The sequence below is a fragment of the Bradyrhizobium sp. LjRoot220 genome, assembly GCF_964252915.1.
Lineage (GTDB): Bacteria > Pseudomonadota > Alphaproteobacteria > Rhizobiales > Xanthobacteraceae > Bradyrhizobium.
Genome location: NZ_CAXUPS020000011.1, coordinates 81,527 through 103,819 on the forward strand (window position 1 = coordinate 81,527; position 22,293 = coordinate 103,819).

General features: G+C 63.1%; 17 protein-coding genes. 10 read left to right on the top strand and 7 right to left on the bottom strand.

Translation table 11 applies throughout. The features are described 5' to 3' along the window. The first annotated feature begins 92 nt into the window (after positions 1 to 92). From pimC to ACSQ84_RS31870, 5 genes are all read left to right on the top strand, one after another. Positions 93 to 1,283 carry a pimeloyl-CoA dehydrogenase large subunit gene (pimC, locus tag ACSQ84_RS31850; RefSeq protein ID WP_436215700.1) on the top strand — a complete coding sequence of 397 codons (1,191 nt, stop codon included), beginning with the start codon at positions 93 to 95 and terminating at the stop codon, positions 1,281 to 1,283. Between the two features lie 177 nt (positions 1,284 to 1,460). Then, positions 1,461 to 2,603 (top strand): pimeloyl-CoA dehydrogenase small subunit, encoded by a 1,143-nt coding sequence (pimD, locus tag ACSQ84_RS31855; protein WP_436215701.1) that lies wholly within the window; start codon positions 1,461 to 1,463, stop codon positions 2,601 to 2,603. A gap of 232 nt (positions 2,604 to 2,835) precedes the next feature. Further along, positions 2,836 to 3,609, top strand: a complete 774-nt coding sequence (locus ACSQ84_RS31860; protein WP_436215702.1) for an SDR family NAD(P)-dependent oxidoreductase — start codon at positions 2,836 to 2,838, stop codon at positions 3,607 to 3,609. A gap of 232 nt (positions 3,610 to 3,841) precedes the next feature. After that, a complete protein-coding gene (gene glpK, locus ACSQ84_RS31865) occupies positions 3,842 to 5,344 on the top strand; it encodes a glycerol kinase GlpK (RefSeq protein WP_436215703.1) in 1,503 nt (500 codons plus the stop codon). Between the two features lie 114 nt (positions 5,345 to 5,458). Beyond that, a complete protein-coding gene (locus ACSQ84_RS31870; protein ID WP_436215794.1) occupies positions 5,459 to 6,052 on the top strand; it encodes a GNAT family N-acetyltransferase in 594 nt (197 codons plus the stop codon). A gap of 154 nt (positions 6,053 to 6,206) precedes the next feature. Here the strand turns inward: ACSQ84_RS31870 and ACSQ84_RS31875 are convergent, their stop codons facing one another. Beyond that, the gene (locus ACSQ84_RS31875) at positions 6,207 to 6,614 is read right to left on the bottom strand and encodes a DUF6636 domain-containing protein (RefSeq protein ID WP_436215704.1); all 408 of its coding nucleotides are present in this window, start codon (positions 6,612 to 6,614) and stop codon (positions 6,207 to 6,209) included. Between the two features lie 112 nt (positions 6,615 to 6,726). Between ACSQ84_RS31875 and ACSQ84_RS31880 the strand changes: the two genes are divergently transcribed. Beyond that, on the top strand, positions 6,727 to 7,353 hold the full coding sequence (locus tag ACSQ84_RS31880; protein WP_436215705.1) for a glutathione S-transferase family protein: 627 nt from the start codon (positions 6,727 to 6,729) through the stop codon (positions 7,351 to 7,353). 208 nt (positions 7,354 to 7,561) lie between these two features. Here ACSQ84_RS31880 and ACSQ84_RS31885 read toward each other — a convergent pair whose 3' ends face one another. The 4 genes from ACSQ84_RS31885 to metF all read right to left on the bottom strand — a co-directional run bounded on the left by ACSQ84_RS31885 (position 7,562) and on the right by metF (position 14,401). Then, positions 7,562 to 7,756 carry a hypothetical protein gene (locus tag ACSQ84_RS31885; protein ID WP_436215706.1) on the bottom strand — a complete coding sequence of 65 codons (195 nt, stop codon included), beginning with the start codon at positions 7,754 to 7,756 and terminating at the stop codon, positions 7,562 to 7,564. A gap of 1,084 nt (positions 7,757 to 8,840) precedes the next feature. Next, positions 8,841 to 9,503, bottom strand: coding sequence for a maleylacetoacetate isomerase (maiA, locus tag ACSQ84_RS31890; RefSeq protein ID WP_436215707.1), 663 nt, complete (start codon positions 9,501 to 9,503; stop codon positions 8,841 to 8,843). 124 nt (positions 9,504 to 9,627) lie between these two features. Then, a complete protein-coding gene (gene metH, locus ACSQ84_RS31895) occupies positions 9,628 to 13,482 on the bottom strand; it encodes a methionine synthase (protein WP_436215795.1) in 3,855 nt (1,284 codons plus the stop codon). A gap of 4 nt (positions 13,483 to 13,486) precedes the next feature. Further along, the gene (gene metF / locus ACSQ84_RS31900; protein ID WP_436215708.1) at positions 13,487 to 14,401 is read right to left on the bottom strand and encodes a methylenetetrahydrofolate reductase [NAD(P)H]; all 915 of its coding nucleotides are present in this window, start codon (positions 14,399 to 14,401) and stop codon (positions 13,487 to 13,489) included. Positions 14,402 to 14,797: 396 nt separating this feature from the next. Here metF and ACSQ84_RS31905 point away from each other — a divergent pair, with 396 nt between their 5' ends. Further along, positions 14,798 to 15,817, top strand: coding sequence for an LLM class flavin-dependent oxidoreductase (locus ACSQ84_RS31905; RefSeq protein ID WP_436215709.1), 1,020 nt, complete (start codon positions 14,798 to 14,800; stop codon positions 15,815 to 15,817). Between the two features lie 44 nt (positions 15,818 to 15,861). On the opposite strand, the gene ACSQ84_RS31910 is transcribed toward ACSQ84_RS31905, so the two are convergent. Both ACSQ84_RS31910 and ACSQ84_RS31915 read right to left on the bottom strand, forming a co-directional pair. After that, positions 15,862 to 16,722, bottom strand: a complete 861-nt coding sequence (locus ACSQ84_RS31910; protein ID WP_436215710.1) for a prephenate dehydratase — start codon at positions 16,720 to 16,722, stop codon at positions 15,862 to 15,864. Positions 16,723 to 16,742: 20 nt separating this feature from the next. After that, positions 16,743 to 17,483 carry a 3-deoxy-manno-octulosonate cytidylyltransferase gene (locus ACSQ84_RS31915; RefSeq protein ID WP_436215711.1) on the bottom strand — a complete coding sequence of 247 codons (741 nt, stop codon included), beginning with the start codon at positions 17,481 to 17,483 and terminating at the stop codon, positions 16,743 to 16,745. A gap of 209 nt (positions 17,484 to 17,692) precedes the next feature. Here ACSQ84_RS31915 and ACSQ84_RS31920 point away from each other — a divergent pair, with 209 nt between their 5' ends. The 3 genes from ACSQ84_RS31920 (at position 17,693) to ACSQ84_RS31930 (ending at position 22,292) form a co-directional block, all read left to right on the top strand. Then, complete coding sequence (locus tag ACSQ84_RS31920; protein ID WP_436215712.1) at positions 17,693 to 18,241, top strand: c-type cytochrome; 549 nt, start codon at positions 17,693 to 17,695, stop codon at positions 18,239 to 18,241. 275 nt (positions 18,242 to 18,516) lie between these two features. Next, a complete protein-coding gene (locus ACSQ84_RS31925) occupies positions 18,517 to 20,409 on the top strand; it encodes an extracellular solute-binding protein (protein ID WP_436215713.1) in 1,893 nt (630 codons plus the stop codon). A gap of 8 nt (positions 20,410 to 20,417) precedes the next feature. Continuing rightward, positions 20,418 to 22,292: an extracellular solute-binding protein gene (locus ACSQ84_RS31930; RefSeq protein WP_436215796.1), complete on the top strand. Its 1,875-nt coding sequence runs from the start codon at positions 20,418 to 20,420 to the stop codon at positions 22,290 to 22,292. The last annotated feature ends 1 nt before the right edge of the window (position 22,293 follow it).

Below are 22,293 nucleotides of genomic sequence, written 5' to 3' on the forward strand. Positions count from 1 at the left end.
CCGGTGGTTGTGGGTCCCTGCGTTCGCAGGGACGACGAGAGAAAAGAATTCGCGTAACTGGAATCTAATTCATTCGCTCACAGGAGGATCCGATGGATCTCGCTTTCAGCAAGGAAGAAATGGCGTTTCGTGAGGAAGTGCGGGCCTTCTTCAAAGACCACGTGCCGCCGGATACGCGGCGCAAGCTGCAGGAAGGCCGCCACCTCTCCAAGGACGAGATGGTCACCTGGTGGCGCATCCTCAACAAGAAGGGCTGGGGCGTCTCGCACTGGCCGAAGGAATATGGCGGGACGGGGTGGAGTTCGGTGCAGCATTACATCTTCAACGAAGAGCTGCAGATGCACCCCGCGCCCGCGCCGCTCGCGTTCGGTGTCAGCATGGTCGGCCCTGTCATCTACACCTTCGGCAACGAGGCGCAGAAGAAGCAGTATCTGCCGCGCATCGCCAATGTCGACGACTGGTGGTGCCAGGGCTTTTCGGAGCCGGGCTCCGGATCGGACCTCGCCTCGCTGAAGACCAAGGCCGAGCGCCGTGGCGACAAATACATCATCAACGGCCAGAAGACCTGGACCACGCTGGCGCAGCACGCCGACATGATCTTCTGCCTCTGCCGTACCGACAACAATGCGAAGAAGCAGATGGGCATCTCCTTCATCGTGTTCAGCATGAAGTCGAAGGGCATCACGGTGCGCCCGATCGAGACCATCGACGGCGGCCACGAGGTCAACGAAGTGTTCTTCGACGACGTCGAGGTGCCCGCCGAGAATCTGATCGGCGAGGAGAACAAGGGCTGGGATTACGCAAAGTTCCTGCTCGGCAACGAGCGCACCGGCATCGCCCGGGTCGGCGTTTCCAAGGAGCGGCTGCGCCGCATCAAGGAGCTCGCCGCCAAGGTCGAATCCAACGGCAAGCCGGTGCTCGAGGACCAGGGTTTCCGCGAGAAGCTCGCCGCCTGCGAGATCGAGCTCAAGGCGCTTGAGCTGACGCAGCTCCGCGTCGTCGCCGACGAAGGCAAGCACGGCAAGGGTAAGCCCAACCCGGCGTCGTCGGTCTTGAAGATCAAGGGGTCGGAAATCCAGCAGACCACCACCGAATTGTTGATGGAAGTGATCGGCCCGTTCGCCGCGCCCTATGACGAGCATGGCGACGATGGCTCCAACGAGGCCATGGACTGGACCGCCCAGATCGCGCCGAGCTACTTCAACAACCGCAAGGTCTCGATCTACGGCGGCTCCAACGAGATCCAGCGCAACATCATCACCAAGGCGGTGTTGGGGCTGTAAGAGACGTTCGACAAACAACAGGTGTCGTCCCCCGCGAAGGCGGGGGACCCAGTACGCCGCGGCGATCATGGCTGACGAGACGCCGGCGATTACTGGATCCCCGCCTTCGCGGGGATGACGAGGGGAAAAATTGGGCGGCAGTGTCCCCCGCATGGGTTTCTGGAGAAAGTAAACAACATGGATTTTGATTTGTCCGAGGAGCAGCGGCTTCTCAAGGAAAGCGTCGACGGTCTGCTCAACGATTCCTACGACTTCGACGCGCGCAAGAAATACCGCACCGAGAAGGGCGGCTGGAGCAAAGCCGTCTGGGGCAAGCTTGCCGAACAGGGCCTGCTCGGGCTTCCGTTTTCGGAGGAAGACGGCGGCTTCGGCGCCGGCGCGGTCGAAACCGCGATCGTGATGGAGGCGATGGGCAAGGCGCTGGTGCTGGAGCCATATCTGGCCACCGTCGTCATCGCCGGCGGCTTCCTGCGCCATGGCGGCTCGGCCGAACAGAAGGCCGCGCACATTCCCGGGATCATCGACGGCAGCAAGACCTTTGCCTTCGCGCAGCTCGAGAAGAACTCGCGCTACGACCTCTCCGACGTCGCCACCACAGCCAAGAAAAAGGGCGCGGGCTGGGTGATCGACGGTGAAAAATTCGTCGTGATCAACGGCGAGAACGCCGACACCCTGATCGTGACCGCGCGCACGTCAGGCGCGCGGCGCGACAAGTCCGGCATCGGCGTGTTCCTGGTGCCGGCCAATGCCAAGGGCATCGGCCGCAAGGGCTATCCGACCCAGGACGGCCTGCACGCCGCCGATATCACGCTGACCGGCGTGGAAGTTGGCGCAGAGGCCGCGATCGGCAATCCTGACAATGCGCTTGATCTGATCGAGCGCGTGGTCGACGACGCCCGCACCGCGATGTGCGCCGAAGCGGTCGGGGCGATGGATGAATCGCTGAAATCGACGGTCGAATATCTGAAAACGCGAAAACAGTTCGGCGTCGCGATCGGCACCTTCCAGACCCTGCAACACCGCGCCGCCGACATGTTCGTCGCCGTCGAGCAGGCCCGCAGCATGTCGATGTTCGCGACCATGGCGGCCGATTTCGACAATGCGAAGGAGCGCGCCACCGCGGTGGCGGCCGCGAAGGTGCAGATCGGAAAATCGCTGAAATTCGTCGGCCAGCAGTCGATCCAGCTGCACGGCGGCATCGGCATGACCCAGGAAGCCAAGATCGGCCACTACTTCAAGCGCCTGACCATGATCGAGAACAGCTTTGGCGACACGGATTATCATTTGCGCCGTGTCACCGATGCGGGCGGGTTGATTTAACGCCCGTCGTTCCGGGGCGCGCGCCAGCGCGAACCCGGAACCTCGAGATTCCGGGTCTGGTCCTTCGAACCATCCCGGAATGACGAACTTAATTATCGTCATTGCGAGCGAAGCGAAGCAATCCATCGTACGGCAAAGCAAGCATGGATTGCTTCGTCGCTTCGCTCCCTTGCACAAACGCTTCGCGTTTGTTGCAGGCAATGACGGCTAAAGAGCAATCAGCGGGGAAACAATGAAGAACACCCCGTTCGATCTCACAGGCCGAGTCGCCGTGATCACCGGCTCGAGCCGCGGCATCGGCCGTTCCTCGGCGGAGCTGCTGGCCAAGCTCGGCGCCAAGGTGGTGATCTCCAGCCGCAAGGCGGATGCCTGCGCGGAGGTCGCCGAGGGCATCAGGAAATCCGGCGGCGCCGCCCATGTCATTCCCTGCAACATCTCGCGCCGCGAGGAAGTCGACGCGCTGATCTCGGGCACCACCAAGCACTACGGCAAGGTCGACATCCTCGTCTGCAACGCCGCCGTGAACCCGTATTACGGCCCGCTGCTCGACATCAAGGACGAGGCCTTCGACAAGATCATGGGCTCCAACGTCAAGAGCAACATCTGGCTCTGCGCGCAGGCGATCCCGCAGATGGCGGAACGCGGCAGCGGCTCGGTGGTGATCGTATCCTCGATCGGGGGATTGCGCGGCTCGACCGTGATCGGCGCCTACGGCATCTCCAAGGCGGCGGATTTCTCGCTGTGCCGCAGCCTCGCCGGCGAATGGGGCCCGAAGGGCGTCCGCATCAATTGCGTGGCGCCGGGCCTGGTCAAGACCGATTTCGCCCGCGCGTTGTGGGAAGACCCCGAAAACCTCAAACGCCGCACCGCGACCACGCCGCTGCGCCGCATCGGCGAACCCGACGAAATCGCCGGCGCGGTGGCGTATCTTGCCTCGGATGCGTCGACGTTCATGACCGGGCAGACCATTGTGGTGGATGGCGGGGTGACCACGGCGTCGGTGTAGTTTTTTCCCTCTCCCGCGCTTGCGGGGTCGAGACGAGCGAAGCTCGCTCTTAGGGTGCCGAGCAAAGCGAGGCGGGTGGGGGCTCCCTCCGCGAGTCGTATCGTGGAGAGAGCCCCCACCCCAACCCTCCCCCGCAAGCGCGGGAGAGGGAGCGCACCGCCTCCGCCCATATTGACCTTCCCCTCCCAATCCCCTTTCCTTGCCCGAACCATCAAACACCCGGGGAAACACCATGTCCTTTGTGCTGGCCATCGATCAGGGCACCACATCCTCGCGCGCCATCGTGTTTCGCAGCGACATCTCGATCGCCGCGACGGCGCAGCAGGAATTCCCGCAGCATTTTCCCGCGTCGGGCTGGGTCGAGCATGAGCCGGAGGACATCTGGACCTCGACGGTGATGGTCTGCCGCGACGCGCTGGAGAAAGCCGGCCTGAAGGCAAAAGACATCGCCGCGATCGGGATCACCAACCAGCGCGAAACCACTGTCGTGTGGGACCGCGTCACCGGTCAGGCCGTGCACCGCGCCATCGTCTGGCAGGACCGCCGCACCGCCGAGATCTGCTCGAAAATGAAGGCCGAAGGCCACGAGCCCAATATCTCGGCCAGGACCGGTCTCATTATCGATCCTTATTTCTCCGGCACCAAAGTCGCATGGATCCTCGATCACGTGCCCGGCGCGCGCGAACGCGCCGGCCGCGGCGAGCTGATGTTCGGCACCGTCGATTGCTATCTGCTCTGGCGCCTCACCGGCGGCAAGGTGCACGCCACCGATGCCACCAACGCCTCGCGCACGCTGCTGTTCAACATCCACACCGGCGAGTGGGACGACGAGCTGCTGAAGCTGTTGCGCGTGCCGCGCTCGATGCTGCCCGAGGTAAAAGACTCCTCCGCCAGGTTCGGCGAGAGCGAACCAAACCTGTTCGGCGGGCCGATCGCGATTGCCGGCATCGCCGGCGACCAGCAGGCTGCCACCATCGGCCAGGCCTGCTTCACGCCCGGCATGATCAAATCGACCTACGGCACCGGCTGTTTTGCGCTGCTCAACACCGGCGCCACGCCGGTGGCCTCCAAGAACAAGCTGCTCACCACCATCGCCTACCAGTTGAACGGCAAGCGCACCTACGCGCTGGAAGGCTCGATCTTCGTCGCCGGCTCGGCGGTGCAATGGCTGCGCGACGGCCTCGGCATCATCAAGCAGGCGTCGGAGACCGGCCCGCTCGCCGACAAATCCGATTCCATGCAGAGCGTCTATCTGGTGCCGGCCTTCGTCGGCTTAGGGGCGCCGTACTGGAATCCGCGCGTCCGCGGCGCGCTGTTCGGCCTCACCCGCAACACCGGCCCCGCCGAACTCGCGCATGCCGCGCTTGAAAGCGTCTGTTACCAGACCTTCGACCTCTGGGCCGCGATGCGCGCTGATTGGCCCGATGCCAAGGCAGCCAACATCGTGCTCCGCGTCGACGGCGGCATGACCGCCTCGGACTGGACCATGCAGCGCCTCGCCGACCTGCTCGATGCGCCAGTCGATCGTCCGATGATCCAGGAAACAACGGCCTTGGGCGCCGCCTATCTCGCGGGCCTGCAGGCCGGCGTCTATCCCGAGCCCGCAAAATTCGCCGACAACTGGCGGCTGGAGCACCGCTTCAAGCCCGCGATGAGCAAGGCGACGCGCGAGCGGAAGCTGGCGGGCTGGGCGCGGGCGGTGAAGGGGCTGCTCGCGAGCGATGAGGGGGAGTAGCCCACCCGTCATCGCCGGGCTTGACCCGGCGATCCACGTCTTACTTAGTTTCTTAAGTGAAAGACGTGGATGGCCGGGTCAAGCCCGGCCATGACGATCGAGAGAAAGCGCGCCATGAATCTCCCCGACGGCCACTTCGACATTCCCGCCGGCAAGATCGCCACCGTCGTCACGCATCTGGAGATGACCGAACTCCCGGCGATCCCGCCCGATCCGCACGGCGCGTGGACCCTGCGCCGTATCGAAGCGCCCGCGCTCGATTGGTATCGCGAGCTCTATCGCCGCGTCGGCGACGAATGGCTGTGGATCGATCGCGTGAAAATGTCGGACGCCGAGCTCGCTTCGATCATCCAGGCGCCGCTGGTGGAAACGTATGCGCTGGTGCATGAGGGGCACGACGAAGGCCTGCTGGAGCTGGACTTTCGCGAGGCCGGTCAATGCGAGATCGTCTATTTCGGCGTCAGCGCAAAACTCGTCGGCAGCGGCGCCGGCCGCTGGCTGATGAACCGCGCGCAGGAGATTGCCTGGTCGCGGCCGATCGCGCGGCTCTGGCTGCACACCTGCACGCACGATCATCCGGGAGCGGTGGCGTTCTACTTGCGCTCCGGCTTTCGCGCCTTCCTGCGCGAGATCGAAGTCCAGGACGACCCGCGGCTTGATGGCACCGCGCCGCGCGATGCGGCGAGGCATGTGCCGGTTATTGAGTGATGGTGAGAATGCGCTCTCATCCGTCATCACCGGGCTTGTCCCGGTGATCCACGTCTTGCTTTTGTAGATGCAAAGACGTGGATGGCCGGGTCAAGCCCGGCCATGACGGTGGAGAGAGCATTGCGCTTGCGGACTAATTGCAAGAGTTGTGTGCTCAAAACAGATCCTGCTTCGCCCGCGCCAGCGAAAACCCGCGCCGATCCGCGTTGAAACACGTCACGCCCGTCTGCTCCGAGGTACAGGTAAATCCGCCGCGCTGCCAGACTTCGCCGTAGGCCAGCACCGGCATCTTGGGATCCATGGCCGTGTCGCCGTAGCAAAGGCGCACGGCACCTCCTTTGGATCGCATCTCGAACGCCTTGCCCCATTCGAGATCGCAATCGGCCGGCCGGCGGGCCGTTACGGTTGCTTCCATGATGTCGCAGCGAAGCGTGTTCTGGTTGTCGTAGTCGAAATAGGCGCAGGCGATGTTTTTTGACGGCGACTGGAAACCGGCGGGGCCGCTTTGGGCGTTGGCCGCGCCGGACGCGATCAATGCAGCTAGCATGAGTGGCAGGCGCATGTCGCTTCCTCCGTCCGGGTATGTCATGCCCGGACTTGATCCGGGCATCCATCACCCTTCATTATGATGGATGGCCGGGTCAAGCCCGGCGAATGGAAAGGCGCCCGAACCCATGTTCCTGATCGGCCAATACGACTCCCCGTTCGTTCGCCGCGTCGCGATTGCGCTGCGGTTGTATGATCTGCCGTTCGAGCACCGGCCGTGGTCGACCTTCGGCGATGCGGACAAGATCGCGCCATATAATCCGCTGCGCCGGGTGCCGACACTCGTGCTGGACAGCGGCGAGGCGCTGATCGAGAGCACCGCGATCCTGGATGCGCTCGATGAACTGGTCGGCCCGGAAAAAGCGATGATGGCCGAACGCGGCGATCTGCGCCGCCGGCAGTTGCGGATTTGCGCGCTCGGCAGCGGCCTGGCCGACAAGGCGGTCAGCCTGATCTACGAGCGGGTGCTGCGCAAGGAACAGCTGGCGCTCTGGGTCGAGCGCTGCCAGGCCCAGATCGGCGGCGTGCTCGAGATGCTGGAAAAGGAACGCGAGGCGGTCGCGACGCCGTACTGGTTCGGCGATCGGATCGGCCATGCCGACATCATGATCGCCTGCGCGTTGCGCTTCACCGGCGAGGCGCATCCCGCGTTGTTCGACGCCCGCTATCCGGCGCTGCAGGCGCACGCTGCGCGCTGCGAGGCGCTGCCGCCGTTCCAGGAAATTTTGCAGCGGCTCGACCCGCCGAAGGGGTGAGGCTCGTTGTCATTCCGGGCTGCATTATTTGCAGTCACGGCAGATCGTCAGCTTGCGCCTGAGCGCCTCATCTTCCGGGGAATCGGCCCACGGTCGCCCAGCGATGCTATCGGGCTCCTTCACGGGCTTCGGCCGTTTGGTTGAGCGCGGCAGGTCCGGTAACTTTGCAACGGGCTCGTTCTGGGCACCGGCGGTGAAGCCGTCGTAGTCAGCCGCCGGCTTCGGCGGTGGCGCGTCCCTGGCGACGACCGGCGGCGCCGCGCGCCTGGCGGTTGCCGGTGGAGGAGCGTCGTTCGTCGCCGCCGGCGGCGCAGCCATGATGACAGCCGGAGGCGGCGCACCCCCGTCCGGCGATGGTGCCGGCCGGGCAAGTGAAAGCGGAGGGGCAGGCGAGGTTTGGCATCGCGCGCTGCCAGGCAGCCAAAAACCGACGGACAGAAATCCGATGGCGAGCAGTGCAGCGTTTTTCATTCGCACTCCGGAAAAACCGCTTCGATCTGAAAGCAATGACGCGGCCCCAGCGATCGCGTTTGGCGTACACTACGGATCTTATGCATGGCGGTCAAAGTTGACGGAAATAGGAGCGTGGTCGCACCGCGAGGGCTGCCATCGTGCGTACAGTGGGACAACAAACACGCTGTCGCCCGTTGGATTCCGGGCATGCGCCAAGTAGCGCATCGCCTCGCGGGCAGGCGCAATCCTGCGTTCTGGGTGCGACAAATCAACCCGACGGGCAAATCACTTCTGGTTTTCGGAAATCATGTCAAGCCCCAAAATAAAAAATATTTCGCTTTTACAGAAGGCAAATCTGGGGTATATCCTTGGCCATCCCGTCCTACTCAGAAGGGCGTCGGCCGTGGTCACGGACGTTGGACGGGGTTGCGGTGGACGTGACGGTGCCCTTGACCAAAGGCGCCGAAGCGTACGGTGAAGACGAGTGGTCCTGACGCCGCGGTGCTGGCGTCAATGCACCTGGAGGCAATAGCTTCCAGGGCGCAACGGAGGCAAAAGAGCCGTTCTCCGGGGAGAGCTCGTTATAAGCCGTAAAGCCATTGCGCAGGGAAGGCCGGGTGTTCACCGCTGGACCTGTATGCTCGTGTGCATTTTTGTTTTGCACAATCGCACACGAGACCGCGGGTGCAGCGCGCACCCGGTCTTCCCTGCGCCCTCTTATGAGAGGGCAAGGAATTTCTGGCAAAGCTCGGGCGCAATGCGTCGCGAGAATGCGAACACACATTCAACTGTCATCGCCCGGCTTGACCGGGCGACCCAGTATCCAGAGACGCCGATGATTGAACCGATAGGCCGCGGCGTACTGGATCCCCGCCTGCGCGGGGATGACAGCATTAGGTGGGGCTGCACCATTCCCGTCATTGTGAGGGCGCTGGCGTTAGAGACCTTCTTCAACAATGACTGCCGCGGAGTATGGGTCCCGGCTCAAGGCCGGGACGACGAAGTAATGGTGATGAGAAGCGTGCCAATCCACCTCACTTCTTCGGCCGCATCGCCTCCGGCGTGTCGGGCTGCATCGACGGATGCGCGCTTGCAAATTCCGGCAGCGCCATCGCGGTCTCGAAGATGCGCTTCACGGTCGGATAGGGGCTGAGGTCGATCTTCTGATTGACCGCCGTGGTGACGTGGGTGACCAGGCAGATATCGGCCATCGACGCCGCCTCGCCGTGGCAGAATCGACCGGTATCCCGGTGGCCGCCGAGATGGCCCTCCAGCGCGACCAGCGTCTCGACGGTCCAGTGCCGCTGCCACGCGGCCTGCTGGGTGTCGCGCAAATTCAGTTCGTGATCGAGATAGCGGCGTACCCGCGGCGTCAGCGGCGGATGGCCCTCGCAGGCGACGATTTGCGCCAAGCCTCGCACCCGGGCGCGGCCGCGTGGGTCTGATGGCAGCAGCGGCGGCGCGGGGTGGCTCTCCTCGAGATATTCGAGAATCGCAAGCGACTGGAACAGCACGGTGCCGTCGTCCAGAACCAGCGACGGCAGCGCCATCTGCGGATTGATGCGGCGATATTCCTCGCCGCGCTGCGCATTGGCGTCGATATCGACCAGGATCACTTCGGCCGGAATGTTTTTCAGATTGAGTGCGATGCGAACCCGAAAACTCGCCAGCGATCGCCAGAAGGAGAAGAATTTCATGGGGGCCTCGGCATACTCTGTCATGCCCGGGCTTGACCCGGGCATCCATCACCTTCGAAAGAGTCTCTTGAAGATGGATCACCGGGTCAAGCCCGGTGATGACAGCGGTATTTGCGGGAAAGCCTTACGCCCCCACCGCCTTCTTGCGGTACGCCAGATGCACGGCACAGGTGCAGCCGGGCGGATGCGCGGCGACGTCGTTGGCGGGGACGGCTGGGATCGGCGCGGGCGCCGGTGCCGCCGGCTGATCCTGCGACGGGATATAATTCAGCACCGGGGCCAGCCAGCGCTCGGTCTCGGCGACGCTCATGCCCTTGCGCGCGGCGTAATCCTCGACCTGGTCGCGCTCGATCTTGCCGACGCCGAAATAGAAACTCTCGGCGTGGCTGAAATAAAGCCCGGAGACCGACGAGCCCGGCCACATCGCATAACTCTCGGTCAGCTTCACGCCGGCAGTATTCTCCGCGTCGAGCAGGCGGAACAGCGTCGCCTTCTCGGTGTGATCGGGCTGCGCGGGATAACCGGGCGCCGGGCGGATGCCGGCATATTGCTCAAGAATGAGTTGATCCGGCGCCAGCGTCTCGTCCGGCGCGTAGCCCCAGAACTCGCGGCGCACGCGCGCATGCATGCGCTCGGCGAAGGCTTCGGCGAGGCGATCGGCCAGCGCCTTGCACAGGATCGAGGAGTAGTCGTCATTGGCGTTCTTGAAACGGTCGGCGACGACATCCTCACCGATCCCGGCGGTGACGACGAAGGCGCCGATGTAATCAGGCACGCCGGAGGATGCCGGCGCGATGAAGTCCGACAGCGCCGAATTGAAGCGGCCTTCGCGCTTCTCCAGTTGCTGGCGCAGCGTATGAAAAGTCGCGATCTCGGTCTTGCGCGCATCATCGGCGTAAACCTTGATGTCGTCGCCGTCGGCATTGGCCGGCCAGAAGCCGATGGTGGCGCCCGCGGTGAACCACTTCTCCTTGATGATGAGATCAAGCATCTTGCGCGCGTCGTCATAAAGCGAGCGGGCGACTTCGCCGACCTTGGGATCGTCGAGGATGGCCGGGAAGCGCCCGGTCAGTTCCCAGGTCTGGAAGAACGGCGTCCAGTCGACGTATTCGGCGAGTTCAGCCAGGTCGTAGGCATCAAAACTCCGGATGCCCAAAAACGCCGGCTTCTTCGGCGGCGTCTTGGCGAAGTCGATATTGACAGCGTTGGCGCGAGCGTCGGCCAGCTTCAGCCGCTTCTTGTCGGCCTGGGCGCGGAAATGCGCCGCGGAGATCTTGGCGTATTCGGTTCTGATGTCGGCGGCATAGGCCTCGCGGCGGTCGGGCGACAGCAGCGAAGAGGCCACGCCGACGGCGCGGCTGGCATCGTTGACATGCACCACCGGGCCGCCCTTGTAGTTCGGGTCGATCTTGACGGCGGTATGGACGCGGCTGGTGGTGGCGCCGCCGATCAAGAGCGGCATGCTCATGCCCTGCCGCTGCATCTCGCCGGCGAGGAAACTCATTTCGTCGAGCGAAGGCGTGATAAGACCGGACAGCCCGATGATGTCGGCGCCCTCGGCCTTGGCGGTCTCGATGATCTTGGACGCCGGCACCATGACGCCGAGGTCGATAACCTCGAAATTATTACATTGCAGCACGATGCCGACGATGTTCTTGCCGATGTCGTGGACGTCGCCCTTCACGGTCGCGAGCACGATCTTGCCGGCGGCGTTGCGGCCGCCGTTGCTGGTGACGCCGTTGGCGAGGTTGCGCGCCTTCTCCTCCTCCATGAACGGCATCAGATAGGCCACCGCCTGCTTCATGACGCGGGCGGATTTCACCACCTGCGGCAGGAACATCTTGCCGTCGCCGAAGAGATCGCCGACGATGTTCATGCCGTCCATCAGCGGGCCTTCGATCACGTTGAGCGGTCGCTCGACGGTCTGGCGCACCGCTTCGGTGTCGGCCTCGATGTATTCGGTGATGCCGTGCACCAGCGCGTGCGAAAGTCGCTTCTCGACCGGCCATTCGCGCCACGCCAGATCCTGCTCCTTGGTCTGCTTCTCCTTGCCGCGGAATTTTTCCGCCAGCGCCAGCAGCTTTTCCGAAGCGCCGGGATCGCGGTTGAGGATGACGTCCTCGCAAACCTGGCGCAGTTCGGGGTCGATGTCGTCATAGACGATCATCTGCCCGGCGTTGACGATGCCCATGTCCATGCCGGCCTTGATGGCGTGATACAGGAACACCGAATGCATGGCTTCGCGCACCGGCTCGTTGCCGCGGAACGAGAACGACAAATTGGAAACGCCGCCGGAAATATGCGCGTGCGGCAGGTTCTGGCGGATCCAGCGCGTCGCCTCGATGAAGTCGACGCCGTAATTATTGTGCTCCTCGAGCCCGGTCGCGATTGCGAAGATGTTCGGGTCGAAGATGATGTCTTCAGGGGGAAAGCCGAGCTGATCGACCAGGATATCATAGGCGCGTTTGCAGATCTCGGTTTTGCGCGCAAACGTATCTGCCTGGCCGACTTCGTCGAACGCCATCACCACCACGGCGGCGCCATGGCGCTGCGCGATGCGGGCCTCGTGGATGAATTTCTCCACGCCCTCCTTCATCGAGATCGAGTTCACCACCGGCTTGCCCTGAACGCATTTCAGGCCGGCTTCGATCACGCTGAATTTCGAGGAGTCCACCATCACGGGGACGCGGGCGATGTCGGGCTCGGCGGCGACGAGGTTGAGGAACGTCACCATCGCGGCTTCGGAATCCAGCAAGCCCTCGTCCATGTTGACGTCGATGATCTGGGCACCGTTCTCGACCTGGTCGCGGGCGACTTGAAGGGCCGCGGTGTAATCGCCGGCGGTAATCAGCTTGCGGAATTTCGCCGACCCCGTGACGTTGGTGCGCTCGCCGACGTTCACAAACGGGATCGCGGGCGTCAGTTCAAACGGCTCCAGGCCGGACAACCGCAAGCGCGGCTCGATCACGGGAACCACGCGCGGCTTGTGCGGGGCGACGGCAGCGGCGATCGCCGCGATATGGTCCGGCGTGGTGCCGCAGCAGCCGCCGACGATGTTGACCAAGCCAGCCTCGGCGAACTCGCCGATCAGCCGCGCCATATATTCCGGGCTCTCGTCATACTGCCCGAATTCATTGGGCAGGCCGGCGTTGGGATAGGCGCACACCAGCGTATCGGCGACGCGGCCGATGTCGGCGATGTGAGCGCGCAGATCCTCGGCGCCGAGCGCGCAATTGAAGCCAATCGTGATCGGCTTGGCATGCCGCACCGAATTCCAGAACGCCTCGGGCAGCTGCCCGGAGAGGAGGCGTCCGGATTTGTCGGTGATGGTGCCCGAGATCATCACGGGCACGTCGATGCCGCGTTGCTCGCAGATTTCGGCGATGGCGTAGAGCGCGGCCTTGGCGTTCAGCGTGTCAAAGATGGTTTCGACCAGCAGCAGGTCGGCGCCGCCGTCGAGCAAGCCGTTGATCTGTTCGCCGTAGGCCTTGCGCAAATCGTCGAAGGTGACGGCGCGGTAGCCGGGATTGGACACGTCGGGCGAGATCGAGGCGGTGCGGTTGGTCGGCCCCAAAGCGCCGGCGACGAAGCGCGGCTTGCCGTCTTCGGCGGTGACCCGTGCGGCGGCGTTGCGGCAGAGCCGCGCGCCGTCGCGGTTGAGTTCGTAGGCCAGATCCGACATCTCGTAGTCGGCCTGCGCGATCGAGGTCGAGGAGAACGTGTTGGTCGCGACGATGTCGGCGCCGGCGCGCAGATAATCGGCGTGGATGTCCTCGATCGCCTGCGGTTGGGTCAGGATCAGCAAATCGTTGTTGCCGCGGACGTCGCGGTGAAAATCCTTGAAACGCTCGCCGCGGAACGCGGCCTCGTCATATTGCAGGCCCTGGATCATGGTGCCCATGGCGCCGTCGAGCACGAGGATACGTTCGCGGGCCGCCGCGAGCAGGGCGGTTCTTTTCGGGGACACGGGTACGGTCATCGGATCAGGCAGCTTTCTGTGCGCCATTGGGACGGATGCCCAGCAAATGGCTGATCGCAAACACGAGGTCCGCGCGGTTCATGGTGTAGAAGTGAAAGGTGTCGACGCCCTGTTTTGCCAGCTTCTGCACCTGGCCCGCCGCGACAGTTGCGGCGACGAGTTTCCGGGTCTCGGCGTCGTCGTCGAGCCCTTCGAACTTGTCAGCGAGCCAGGACGGCACGGTGGTGCCGGCGCGGGTCACGAAGCTGCGCGCCTGCTTGAAATTGTGCATCGGCATGATGCCTGGCACTACGGGGATGTTGATGCCGCGGGCGCGGACCCGGTCGAGGTAACGCAAATAAAGGTCGTTATCGAAGAACACCTGCGTGATGGCGCGTGCCGCACCGGCATCGACCTTGGCCTGAAGCGTGTCGATGTCGGCGTCGAGATCCGGGCTTTCCGGATGCTTCTCCGGATAGGCCGAGACCGAAATTTCAAAATCGGGGTAGCGCTTCTTGATTCCGGCAATCAGGTCGGGCGAACTTTGATAGCCGTCGGGATGCGCGCTGTAGGCGGTGCCGATGCCGGTGGTGGGATCGCCGCGCAGCGCCACGATATGGCGGACGCCGATCTCGTGATAGCGCGCGACCACTTCGTCGATCTCGCCCTTCGGCGCGCCGACGCAGGTCAGATGCGCGGCCGGCGTCAGGTTGGTCTCTTTCAGGATGCGCGCGATGGTGGAATGCGTGCGCTCGCGGGTCGATCCGCCGGCGCCATAGGTCACCGACACGAAACTGGGGGCAAGCGGCGCCAGCCGGTTGATGGTTTCCCAGAGCGAGCGTTCCATCTCCTCGGTCTTAGGCGGGAAGAACTCGAAGGAGATTTTTGGCGAATGGAGCGCGCGGTGACTGTCGGACGCGGCGGACGTAACTTCGGTCATGGCACTCACACAGCTCCACAGAAACGGACGGGGCATCGGGCCTGGCGGCCGTCAGCTAAAATAAGCCAAACAAGGCCGTTCCAATAGCCCATCAAGGGTGGGAATTTGCCCAATTATTGCATGGATAGTGAAATTTTAGGCCGTTATAATCAGATTGGTGGGCAGGATGTTTCTTGGGCGAAAGGGAGATAAATACCAGATATATGGGACAAATTACCTTTTCTGGATGCTCGGTGCCTTCGGTCAGATTGTGGGCAAGGTGGATACGGTGTCAGTTTGTGGCGGGTTGTCCCACCGGACGGAGCGTCGAGCCCCAATCTTCGTTCCCGGAAGCGCGGGCCTGATCTGCGCACCCCGGGCCTTTGTCGCTCCCACCTGCCGCACTAGGCTAAGCTGATGATCCCGCTTTCAGTCCTCGACCTCTCCGTCGTCACCACAGGCACCAAACCCGCGGCGGCCTTGCGCAACAGCATCGATCTGGCGCGCCATGTCGATGTATTGGGTTATGTCAGGTACTGGCTCGCCGAGCATCACAACCTCGCCTCGGTCGCCAGCCCCGCGCCCGATCTGATGATCGGTCAGATCGCGGCGGTGACGAAGAATATCCGCGTCGGCTCCGGTGGCGTGATGCTGCCCAACCACGCGCCGCTTGTCGTGGCCGAACGCTTCAAGATGCTTGAAGCGCTGTTCCCCGGCCGGATCGATCTCGGCCTCGGCCGCGCGCCCGGCACCGATGGCGCCACGGCTTACGCATTGCGCAGCCGGCTCGACAAACGCGAGGGCGACGATTTCCTCGAGCGGCTGCAGGAGCTGATTCTGTGGGAGACGCGCGATTTCCCGGCCGGCCATCCCTACAACAATGTGGTGGCGATGCCGGATGATTCTCCGCTGCCGCCGATCTGGCTGCTCGGCTCCAGCGACTACAGTTCCGAACTCGCCGCAGAGCTCGGCATGGGCTTCGCATTCGCGCATCACTTCGCCTCCTATGATGCGATCGAGGCAATGACGCATTACCGCGCGCGCTTCAAGCCGTCGGGCTGGCGCCCGGCGCCGCACGGCATTTTGGCAATCGCCGCCGTTGCCGCCGAAACCGACGCCGAGGCCGAAAAGCTCGCGTCCTCGATGGACCTCAATCGCCTGCGCCGCGACCGCGGCCAGTATCTGCCCCTGCCGAGCGTCGAGGAAGCGCTGGCCTATCCCTATTCGGACGCCGAGCGGACGTCGATCACGCGCAACCGCTCGCGCCTGTTCGTCGGCAGCCCCGCGACCCTGATGACGAAGTTGCAGCCGATGATCACGGCAAGCCAGCCGGACGAGCTGATGATCATCACCGCGGTTTACGACCACGACGCGCGCAAGAAGTCGTATAGCCTCTTGGCGGATGCGTTCGGGCTCAGCAGCAAGGTCGCGGCGTAGATTCTGTTGTCTTCCCTCGCGTTCGCAGGGACGACAGAAACGCGTTAGTCCAGCGCCTCGCTGAACGTCAGGCGGAACGGCTGCGCCGGGTAGACGCCGACGATGCGGAATTCGCGCGAGAAGAATTTCAGCTCCTCCAGCGCAAACGCGAGCCCGCGGTCCTCGGGATGGCCGTCAACATCAGCGTAAAACTGCGTGGCGAAGAATTCGCCGTCGACCATGTAGCTTTCCAGCTTGGTCATGTTGACGCCGTTGGTGGCAAAACCGCCGAGCGCCTTGTAGAGCGCGGCGGGCAGGTTGCGCACCCGGAAAACAAAAGTCGTGACCAGCGGCCCCGATCCCTGTTCGGCCCACTGGGCCTCGCGCGCCAGCACCACGAAGCGCGTGGTGTTGTGGGTCTCGTCCTCGACATCTTCAGCCATGATATCGAGACCGTAGATATTGGCGGCCAGCCGCGACGCGATCGAGGCGCAGCTCTTGTCGCCGCGTTCGGCGACGATGCGTGCGCTTCCTGCCGTGTCGCCCGAAACGATCGGCTTGATGCCGAGCTTGCGGATGATGCGGCGGCACTGGCCGAGTGCGTGGACGTGACTCTCGACGGTCTTGATGTCGGCAAGCCTGGCGCCGCGCGGCGCCATCAGCTGGTGGTGGATCGGCAAAAACCATTCGCCGACGATGAACAGCCCGGACTGCGGCAGCAGATGATGGATGTCGGCGACGCGGCCGGCGACCGAATTCTCGATCGGGATCATGCCCAGATCCGCTTCCCCCGAGGCGATCGCGGCCAGCGCGTCCTCGAAGGTCGAGCAAGGCAACGGCTCGGCGTCCGGATAGGCCTCGACGATGGCGATATGGGAGTTCGCGCCAGGCTCGCCCTGGAATGCGATTTTGAGTTTCTCGGTCATGGGGGCCTTGTATCAGCCGTTCAGGTATTTGCCAGTAGCCGACGCGCGGTTTCGAGGTCGGCCGGGGTATCCACGCCCCGCGGCACCGTATCGACGATCATCACATCGATCCGCATGCCGGCTTCCAGCGCCCGCAGTTGCTCGAGTTTCTCCTGCCGCTCCAGCGGCGAGGGCGGCAGCGCCACAAAACGCTCCAGCGCGGCGCGGCGGTAGGCGTAGAGGCCGATGTGATGGTAGCGCGGCCCGACGCCGGTCGGCGCCGTGGCCCGCGTGAAATAAAGCGCGCGCAACCTTCGCGGGCCGATCGGCGAGCCGACTGCCTTCACCACGTTCGGATTGTTGGCCTCTTCCTCGGTGTGAATCTCGGCCGCCAAGGTTGCGATATCGACCGCGGGGTCAGAGAGCGGCGGCAGCACGTCGCGGATATTGTCGGTCGAAATGGTCGGAAAATCGCCCTGCAGATTGACCACGATCTCGACCTTGCCCTCGGGATCGAGGGTCTTCAGCGCCTCGTAGATCCGGTCGGAGCCCGATGGGTGTTCGGGGCGGGTCATGACCGCCAGGCCGCCATGGGATGTCACGGCTTCCGCGATTTCCGCCGTGTCGGTGGCGACCGCGACCCGGCCGATGTTGGCGGCTTCCGCCCGCCGCAGCACATGGACGATCATCGGCACCCCGCCGATTTCCAAGAGCGGCTTGCCGGGCAGCCTTGTGGCGGCCATGCGGGCGGGAATCAGCACCAGGTTGCGGGTTTCGGTCATCGGGCGCGAGGTCACGGGCTAGCGAAAACAGGCGGAAATAATGGGGATTGGCGGAAAGTCGGGGCGTTTATACGGGTTGCCAGAGCCCGGGCAAACCGATATCTCAACCCTGCTGAGGGTGCGGCGCGAAAGCCTGATTCCTGAGGCTGAACCGCGGCCGTTCTGCCGGCCTTTAAGTCGATCCTTTAAGGCCTGGAGCCTGAGCCACTATGGACTCCTTCGAACTCAACAAAATTCTCGGCGCCGTTCTCGCCACCTGCCTTCTCGTCCTGGTGACAAGCTTTGCCGCCAACGCGATTTTCGCGCCCCACATGCCGGAAAAGCCGGGCTTCGAAATCGCGGTAAAGGAAACGGCGCAGGGCGGGGCCAAGGAAGCCGCGGCGCCGTCCGAGCCGATCGAGAAATTGCTGCAGACCGCCTCGGTTGAAAAGGGCCTCGGCGCCGCCAAGAAGTGCGCGGCCTGCCACACCTTCGAAAAGGGCGGCCCCAACCGCGTCGGCCCGAACCTGTTCGGCGTCATCAACGAGAAGAAGGGCGAGGGCCGCGGCGGTTTCAATTTCTCTGCCGCGATGAAGGGCAAGGGTGGCACCTGGACCTTTGACGACATGAACAAGTTCCTCGCCAATCCGAAAGGCTTTATTCCGGGCACCGCAATGGGCTTTGCCGGCATCAGCAAGGACAGCGAGCGCGCCGACGTGATTGCTTACCTGGCCACGCTGGCAGACAAGCCGGTCCCGCTGCCGACGGCGGCGAAATAACATTTCAACAGTCCGGCATGGACTTCGGCGACATGACGGCCAGGCATTGCCTGGCCGTTTGCTTATGAAGATCGCATTGTTGTTATCGGGACCTTTCGCCGCACCGGCGCGTTTCGTTGGTTGCTATCATGAGGAAAAAGCAACGTAATTTGCCGAACCCTTGCCTTATATTGGGTCCTCACTGAAGCATGATCCGGAAAGGCGGGAACCGGTTTCCGATCAGGATCATGCCCTTACGATTATGCTCTGGCCCTTAAGCAACAGGATCTCTGCATTTGGCGATCACCCGACGATATCTCCTGCAAGGCGGCGCCGTGGCTGCGATGGCCCCGGCGCTCGGGCTCAACACGGCAATCGGAACGGCGCATGCGCAATCCGCGCCCGACGGACTAAAATGGCGGCACGGCGTCTCCACCTACGGCGACGTCAAATATCCCGCCGATTTCAAACGTTACGACTACGTCAATCCCGACGCGCCCAAGGGCGGCGTCGTTCGCATGTTCGAACTCGGCACCTTCGACAACTTCAATATTGTTGTCGATGGGCTGAAGGGGTCACTGGCTGACGGTGTTAATCGGATCTTCCAGACGCTGACGACCCGCTCGCTCGATGAACCGTCGACCGCCTACGGGTTGCTCGCGGAGGCTGCCGCCTACCCCGACGATTTTTCGTACGTCATCTACCGATTGCGCCCGGCGGCGCGATGGCACGATGGCAAGCCCGTGACGCCGGATGATGTCATCTACTCGTTCGAGGTGTTGAAGAAAAACAGTCCGATGTACAGCGCTTACTATCGGCATATCCTCAAGGCCGAACAGGTCGGCGACCGTGAGATCAAGTTTACCTTCGATGGTCCGGGGAATCGCGAGCTGCCGAGCATTGCCGGCGAACTGCCCGTGCTGCCCAAGCACTGGTGGGAAGGAAATGACTCGCAGGGGCGCAAGCGCGACGTGACTGCGACGACGCTGGAGATTCCGTTGGGGTCGGGACCCTATCGCATCAAGGAATTTGTCGCGAGCCGGTCGGTCTTGCTGGAGCGCGTCCCCGACTATTGGGGCAAGGACATTCCGGTATCGGTCGGGCAGAACAATTTCGACCAGATTCGGTATGAGTTCTTTCGCGACGATACCGTCGGACGCGAAGCGTTCAAGGGCGACCAGTTGGACTGGTTTAACGAGCGTAGCGGCAAGCAATGGTCGACTGCCTACGATTTTCCTGCGGTGAGCGACAAGCGGGTCATCAAGGAAAAATTCGTCAACTCGAGTTCGGGGAGGATGCAGGGTTACGCGTTCAACCTTCGCCGGCCTCTGTTTGCCGACGTCAGGCTGCGCCGTGCTTTCAATCTTGCCTATGATTGGGAGACGTCGGATCGGCTGCTCTCGAACGGCGAATACCACCGCAATAATAGCTATTTCGACGGTATCCCCGAATTCATGGCCACTGGTCTTCCGGAAGGCGCCGAACTGAAAATTCTCGAATCGCTGCGCGACAAAGTGCCTGCCGAACTGTTCACGACACCGTACAAGAATCCGGTCGGCGGCAATGACGACGCGGCTCGCAACAACCTTCGTGAAGCTACGCGCCTGCTCAAGGAAGCAGGGTTTGAAAATCGCGATCGCAAGCTGGTCGATAAGGCAGGTCAGCCCGTCACCGTTGAGTTCCTGAGCCAGGCCCAGGGCGACGAGCGGAGCCTCCTTTTCTACAAGCCCTATCTTGAGCGGCTGGGCATCACCGTGAACATCCGTACCGTCGACAGCGTGCAGTATCAGAATCGCTTGCGCAGTTTCGACTTCGACATCGTCACGACCGTTTGGGGGCAGTCGCCGTCGCCGGGCAACGAGCAGCGCGATTTCTTCGGGTCGGAATCAGCCGACAGGCCCGGCTCGCGCAACATTCCCGGCATCAAGAATCCCGCGGTGGACGCCCTGATAGATCGTATCATCTTCGCCAAGGACCGAGCCGACCTGGTCGCCAGTTGCAAGGCGTTGGATCGGGTCTTGCTCTGGAACGCCTATGTCGTCCCGCAATTCGCCGGCGGATTTGAACGCGCCGCACGCTGGGACCGTTTCAGTCGTCCGGAGCCGTTGCCCAAATACGGGGTTACTGGCTTCCCCGCGCTGTGGTGGTGGGACGCGGCCAAGGCGGCCAAGACGGGTGGTCGATCTTGAACCGGATCATGCGCGGGCCGCTGTTCTCTCGCCGCCAGACGCTTGGCCTCGGCCTTGGTGCGCTCGGCGCGATCTCTTTGAGGCCGGCCGCGGCATCCGAGGTCGGCACCGAGTCCCACGGCATGTCGGTTTTCGGCGACCTGAAATATCCGGCCGACTTCAGGCATTTCGATTACATCAATCCGGATGCGCCGAAGGGCGGCCTGTTTTCCACGATCCCGTCGATCCGCGCCTACAACCAGTCCTTCCAGACGTTCAATTCGTTCAACGCCTTCATCCTCAAGGGCGAAGGCGCCAAGGGCATGGAGCTGACATTCGATGCGTTGATGGCGCGCGCCAATGATGAGCCCGACGCGATGTATGGCCTTGCGGCGAAGTCGGTGCGGATTTCGCCCGACAAGCTCACCTACCGCTTCACGATGCGTCCCGAGGCCCGCTTCCGCGATGGCTCGAAGCTGACGGCGCATGACGTCGCCTTCTCGCTCAACACGCTGAAGGAAAAAGGCCATCCGCTGATCGTGGTCCAGCTGCGCGACATGGTGAAGGCCGAGGCGCTCGACGATGCGACGGTGGCCGTGACGTTTGCGCCAAACCGCGCGCGCGACGTCCCGCTTTATGTCGCGAGCCTGCCGATCTTCTCGAAAGCCTATTACGCGACGCGGCCATTTGAGGAATCGACCACCGACATCCCGCTTGGTTCAGGGCCGTACAAGGTGGGCAGGTTTGAGATCAACCGCTATGTCGAGTTCGACCGGGTCAAGGATTATTGGGCAGCCGATCTTCCCGTCAACCGCGGCAGCTACAATTTCGATACCGTGCGCTATGAATTCTATCGCGATCGCGATGTCGCGTTCGAAGGCTTTACCGGCAAGAATTATCTCTACCGCGAGGAATTCACGGCGCGGATCTGGGCCACCCGTTACGATTTTCCCGCGATCAAGGACGGCCGGGTCAAGCGCGAGACCCTGCCGGACGAATTGCCCTCGGGTGGACAGGGCTGGTTCTTCAACACCCGTCGCGACAAGCTCAAAGACCCCAGGGTACGCGAAGCGGTCATCAACGCGTTCGATTTCGAATGGACCAACAAGACCGTGATGTACGGCGCCTATGCGCGCACGGTTTCGCCGTTCCAGAATTCGGACATGGTGGCGACCGGCTTGCCGTCGCCCGAGGAGCTGAAGCTGCTCGAGCCGTTCCGTGGGCAGGTGCCCGACGAGGTGTTCGGTCAGCCGTTCGTGCCGCCGGTATCGGATGGATCGGGCCAGGACCGGACGCTGCTGCGCAAGGCGCAGCAATTGCTGCAGGACGCAAAACTGCCCATCAAGGATGGCAAGCGGCTGCTGCCGAACGGCGAGATATTTACGCTCGAATTCCTGCTCGACGAGCCGTCGTTCCAGCCGCATCACGCGACGTTCATCAAGAATCTCGGTCAGCTCGGCATCGATGCCAGCATCCGATTGATTGACGCCGTGCAGTATCGTGCGCGGGTGGAAGCCTTTGATTTCGACGTTTCCATCATGCGCCTGAGCATGTCGCCGACGCCGGGCGACAGCTTGCGGCCGTACTTCACGTCGCATGCGGCAGCCACCAGGGGCTCGTACAATCTGGCGGGTGTTGCCAATCCCGCGATCGACGCGTTGGTTGACAAGGCCATCGCCGCTGAAACCCGTGCCGATTTGACCATCGCCTGCCGCGCGCTCGATCGGGTGTTTCGGGCCGGCCGCTATTGGGTGCCGCAGTGGTTTCGCACCAACCATCCGATCGCCTATTGGGATCAATTTGCCCATCCGCCGAGGCCAGCACGCTACGCGCAAGGCACCGGCGCGCCGGACAACTGGTGGTATGACCCGAACAAGGCCGCGAAACTCGAGCAGGCGAAATAAT

Bases quoted from the DNA above. Each gene is read 5' to 3' on its own strand.
- pimC (WP_436215700.1), top strand. From the start codon at position 93: ATGGATCTCGCTTTCAGCAAGGAAGAAATGGCGTTTCGTGAGGAAGTG.
- pimD (WP_436215701.1), top strand. From the start codon at position 1,461: ATGGATTTTGATTTGTCCGAGGAGCAGCGGCTTCTCAAGGAAAGCGTC.
- ACSQ84_RS31860 (WP_436215702.1), top strand. From the start codon at position 2,836: ATGAAGAACACCCCGTTCGATCTCACAGGCCGAGTCGCCGTGATCACC.
- glpK (WP_436215703.1), top strand. From the start codon at position 3,842: ATGTCCTTTGTGCTGGCCATCGATCAGGGCACCACATCCTCGCGCGCC.
- ACSQ84_RS31870 (WP_436215794.1), top strand. From the start codon at position 5,459: ATGAATCTCCCCGACGGCCACTTCGACATTCCCGCCGGCAAGATCGCC.
- ACSQ84_RS31875 (WP_436215704.1), bottom strand. From the start codon at position 6,614: ATGCGCCTGCCACTCATGCTAGCTGCATTGATCGCGTCCGGCGCGGCC.
- ACSQ84_RS31880 (WP_436215705.1), top strand. From the start codon at position 6,727: ATGTTCCTGATCGGCCAATACGACTCCCCGTTCGTTCGCCGCGTCGCG.
- ACSQ84_RS31885 (WP_436215706.1), bottom strand. From the start codon at position 7,756: ATGCCAAACCTCGCCTGCCCCTCCGCTTTCACTTGCCCGGCCGGCACC.
- maiA (WP_436215707.1), bottom strand. From the start codon at position 9,503: ATGAAATTCTTCTCCTTCTGGCGATCGCTGGCGAGTTTTCGGGTTCGC.
- metH (WP_436215795.1), bottom strand. From the start codon at position 13,482: ATGACCGTACCCGTGTCCCCGAAAAGAACCGCCCTGCTCGCGGCGGCC.
- metF (WP_436215708.1), bottom strand. From the start codon at position 14,401: ATGACCGAAGTTACGTCCGCCGCGTCCGACAGTCACCGCGCGCTCCAT.
- ACSQ84_RS31905 (WP_436215709.1), top strand. From the start codon at position 14,798: ATGATCCCGCTTTCAGTCCTCGACCTCTCCGTCGTCACCACAGGCACC.
- ACSQ84_RS31910 (WP_436215710.1), bottom strand. From the start codon at position 16,722: ATGACCGAGAAACTCAAAATCGCATTCCAGGGCGAGCCTGGCGCGAAC.
- ACSQ84_RS31915 (WP_436215711.1), bottom strand. From the start codon at position 17,483: ATGACCGAAACCCGCAACCTGGTGCTGATTCCCGCCCGCATGGCCGCC.
- ACSQ84_RS31920 (WP_436215712.1), top strand. From the start codon at position 17,693: ATGGACTCCTTCGAACTCAACAAAATTCTCGGCGCCGTTCTCGCCACC.
- ACSQ84_RS31930 (WP_436215796.1), top strand. From the start codon at position 20,418: ATGCGCGGGCCGCTGTTCTCTCGCCGCCAGACGCTTGGCCTCGGCCTT.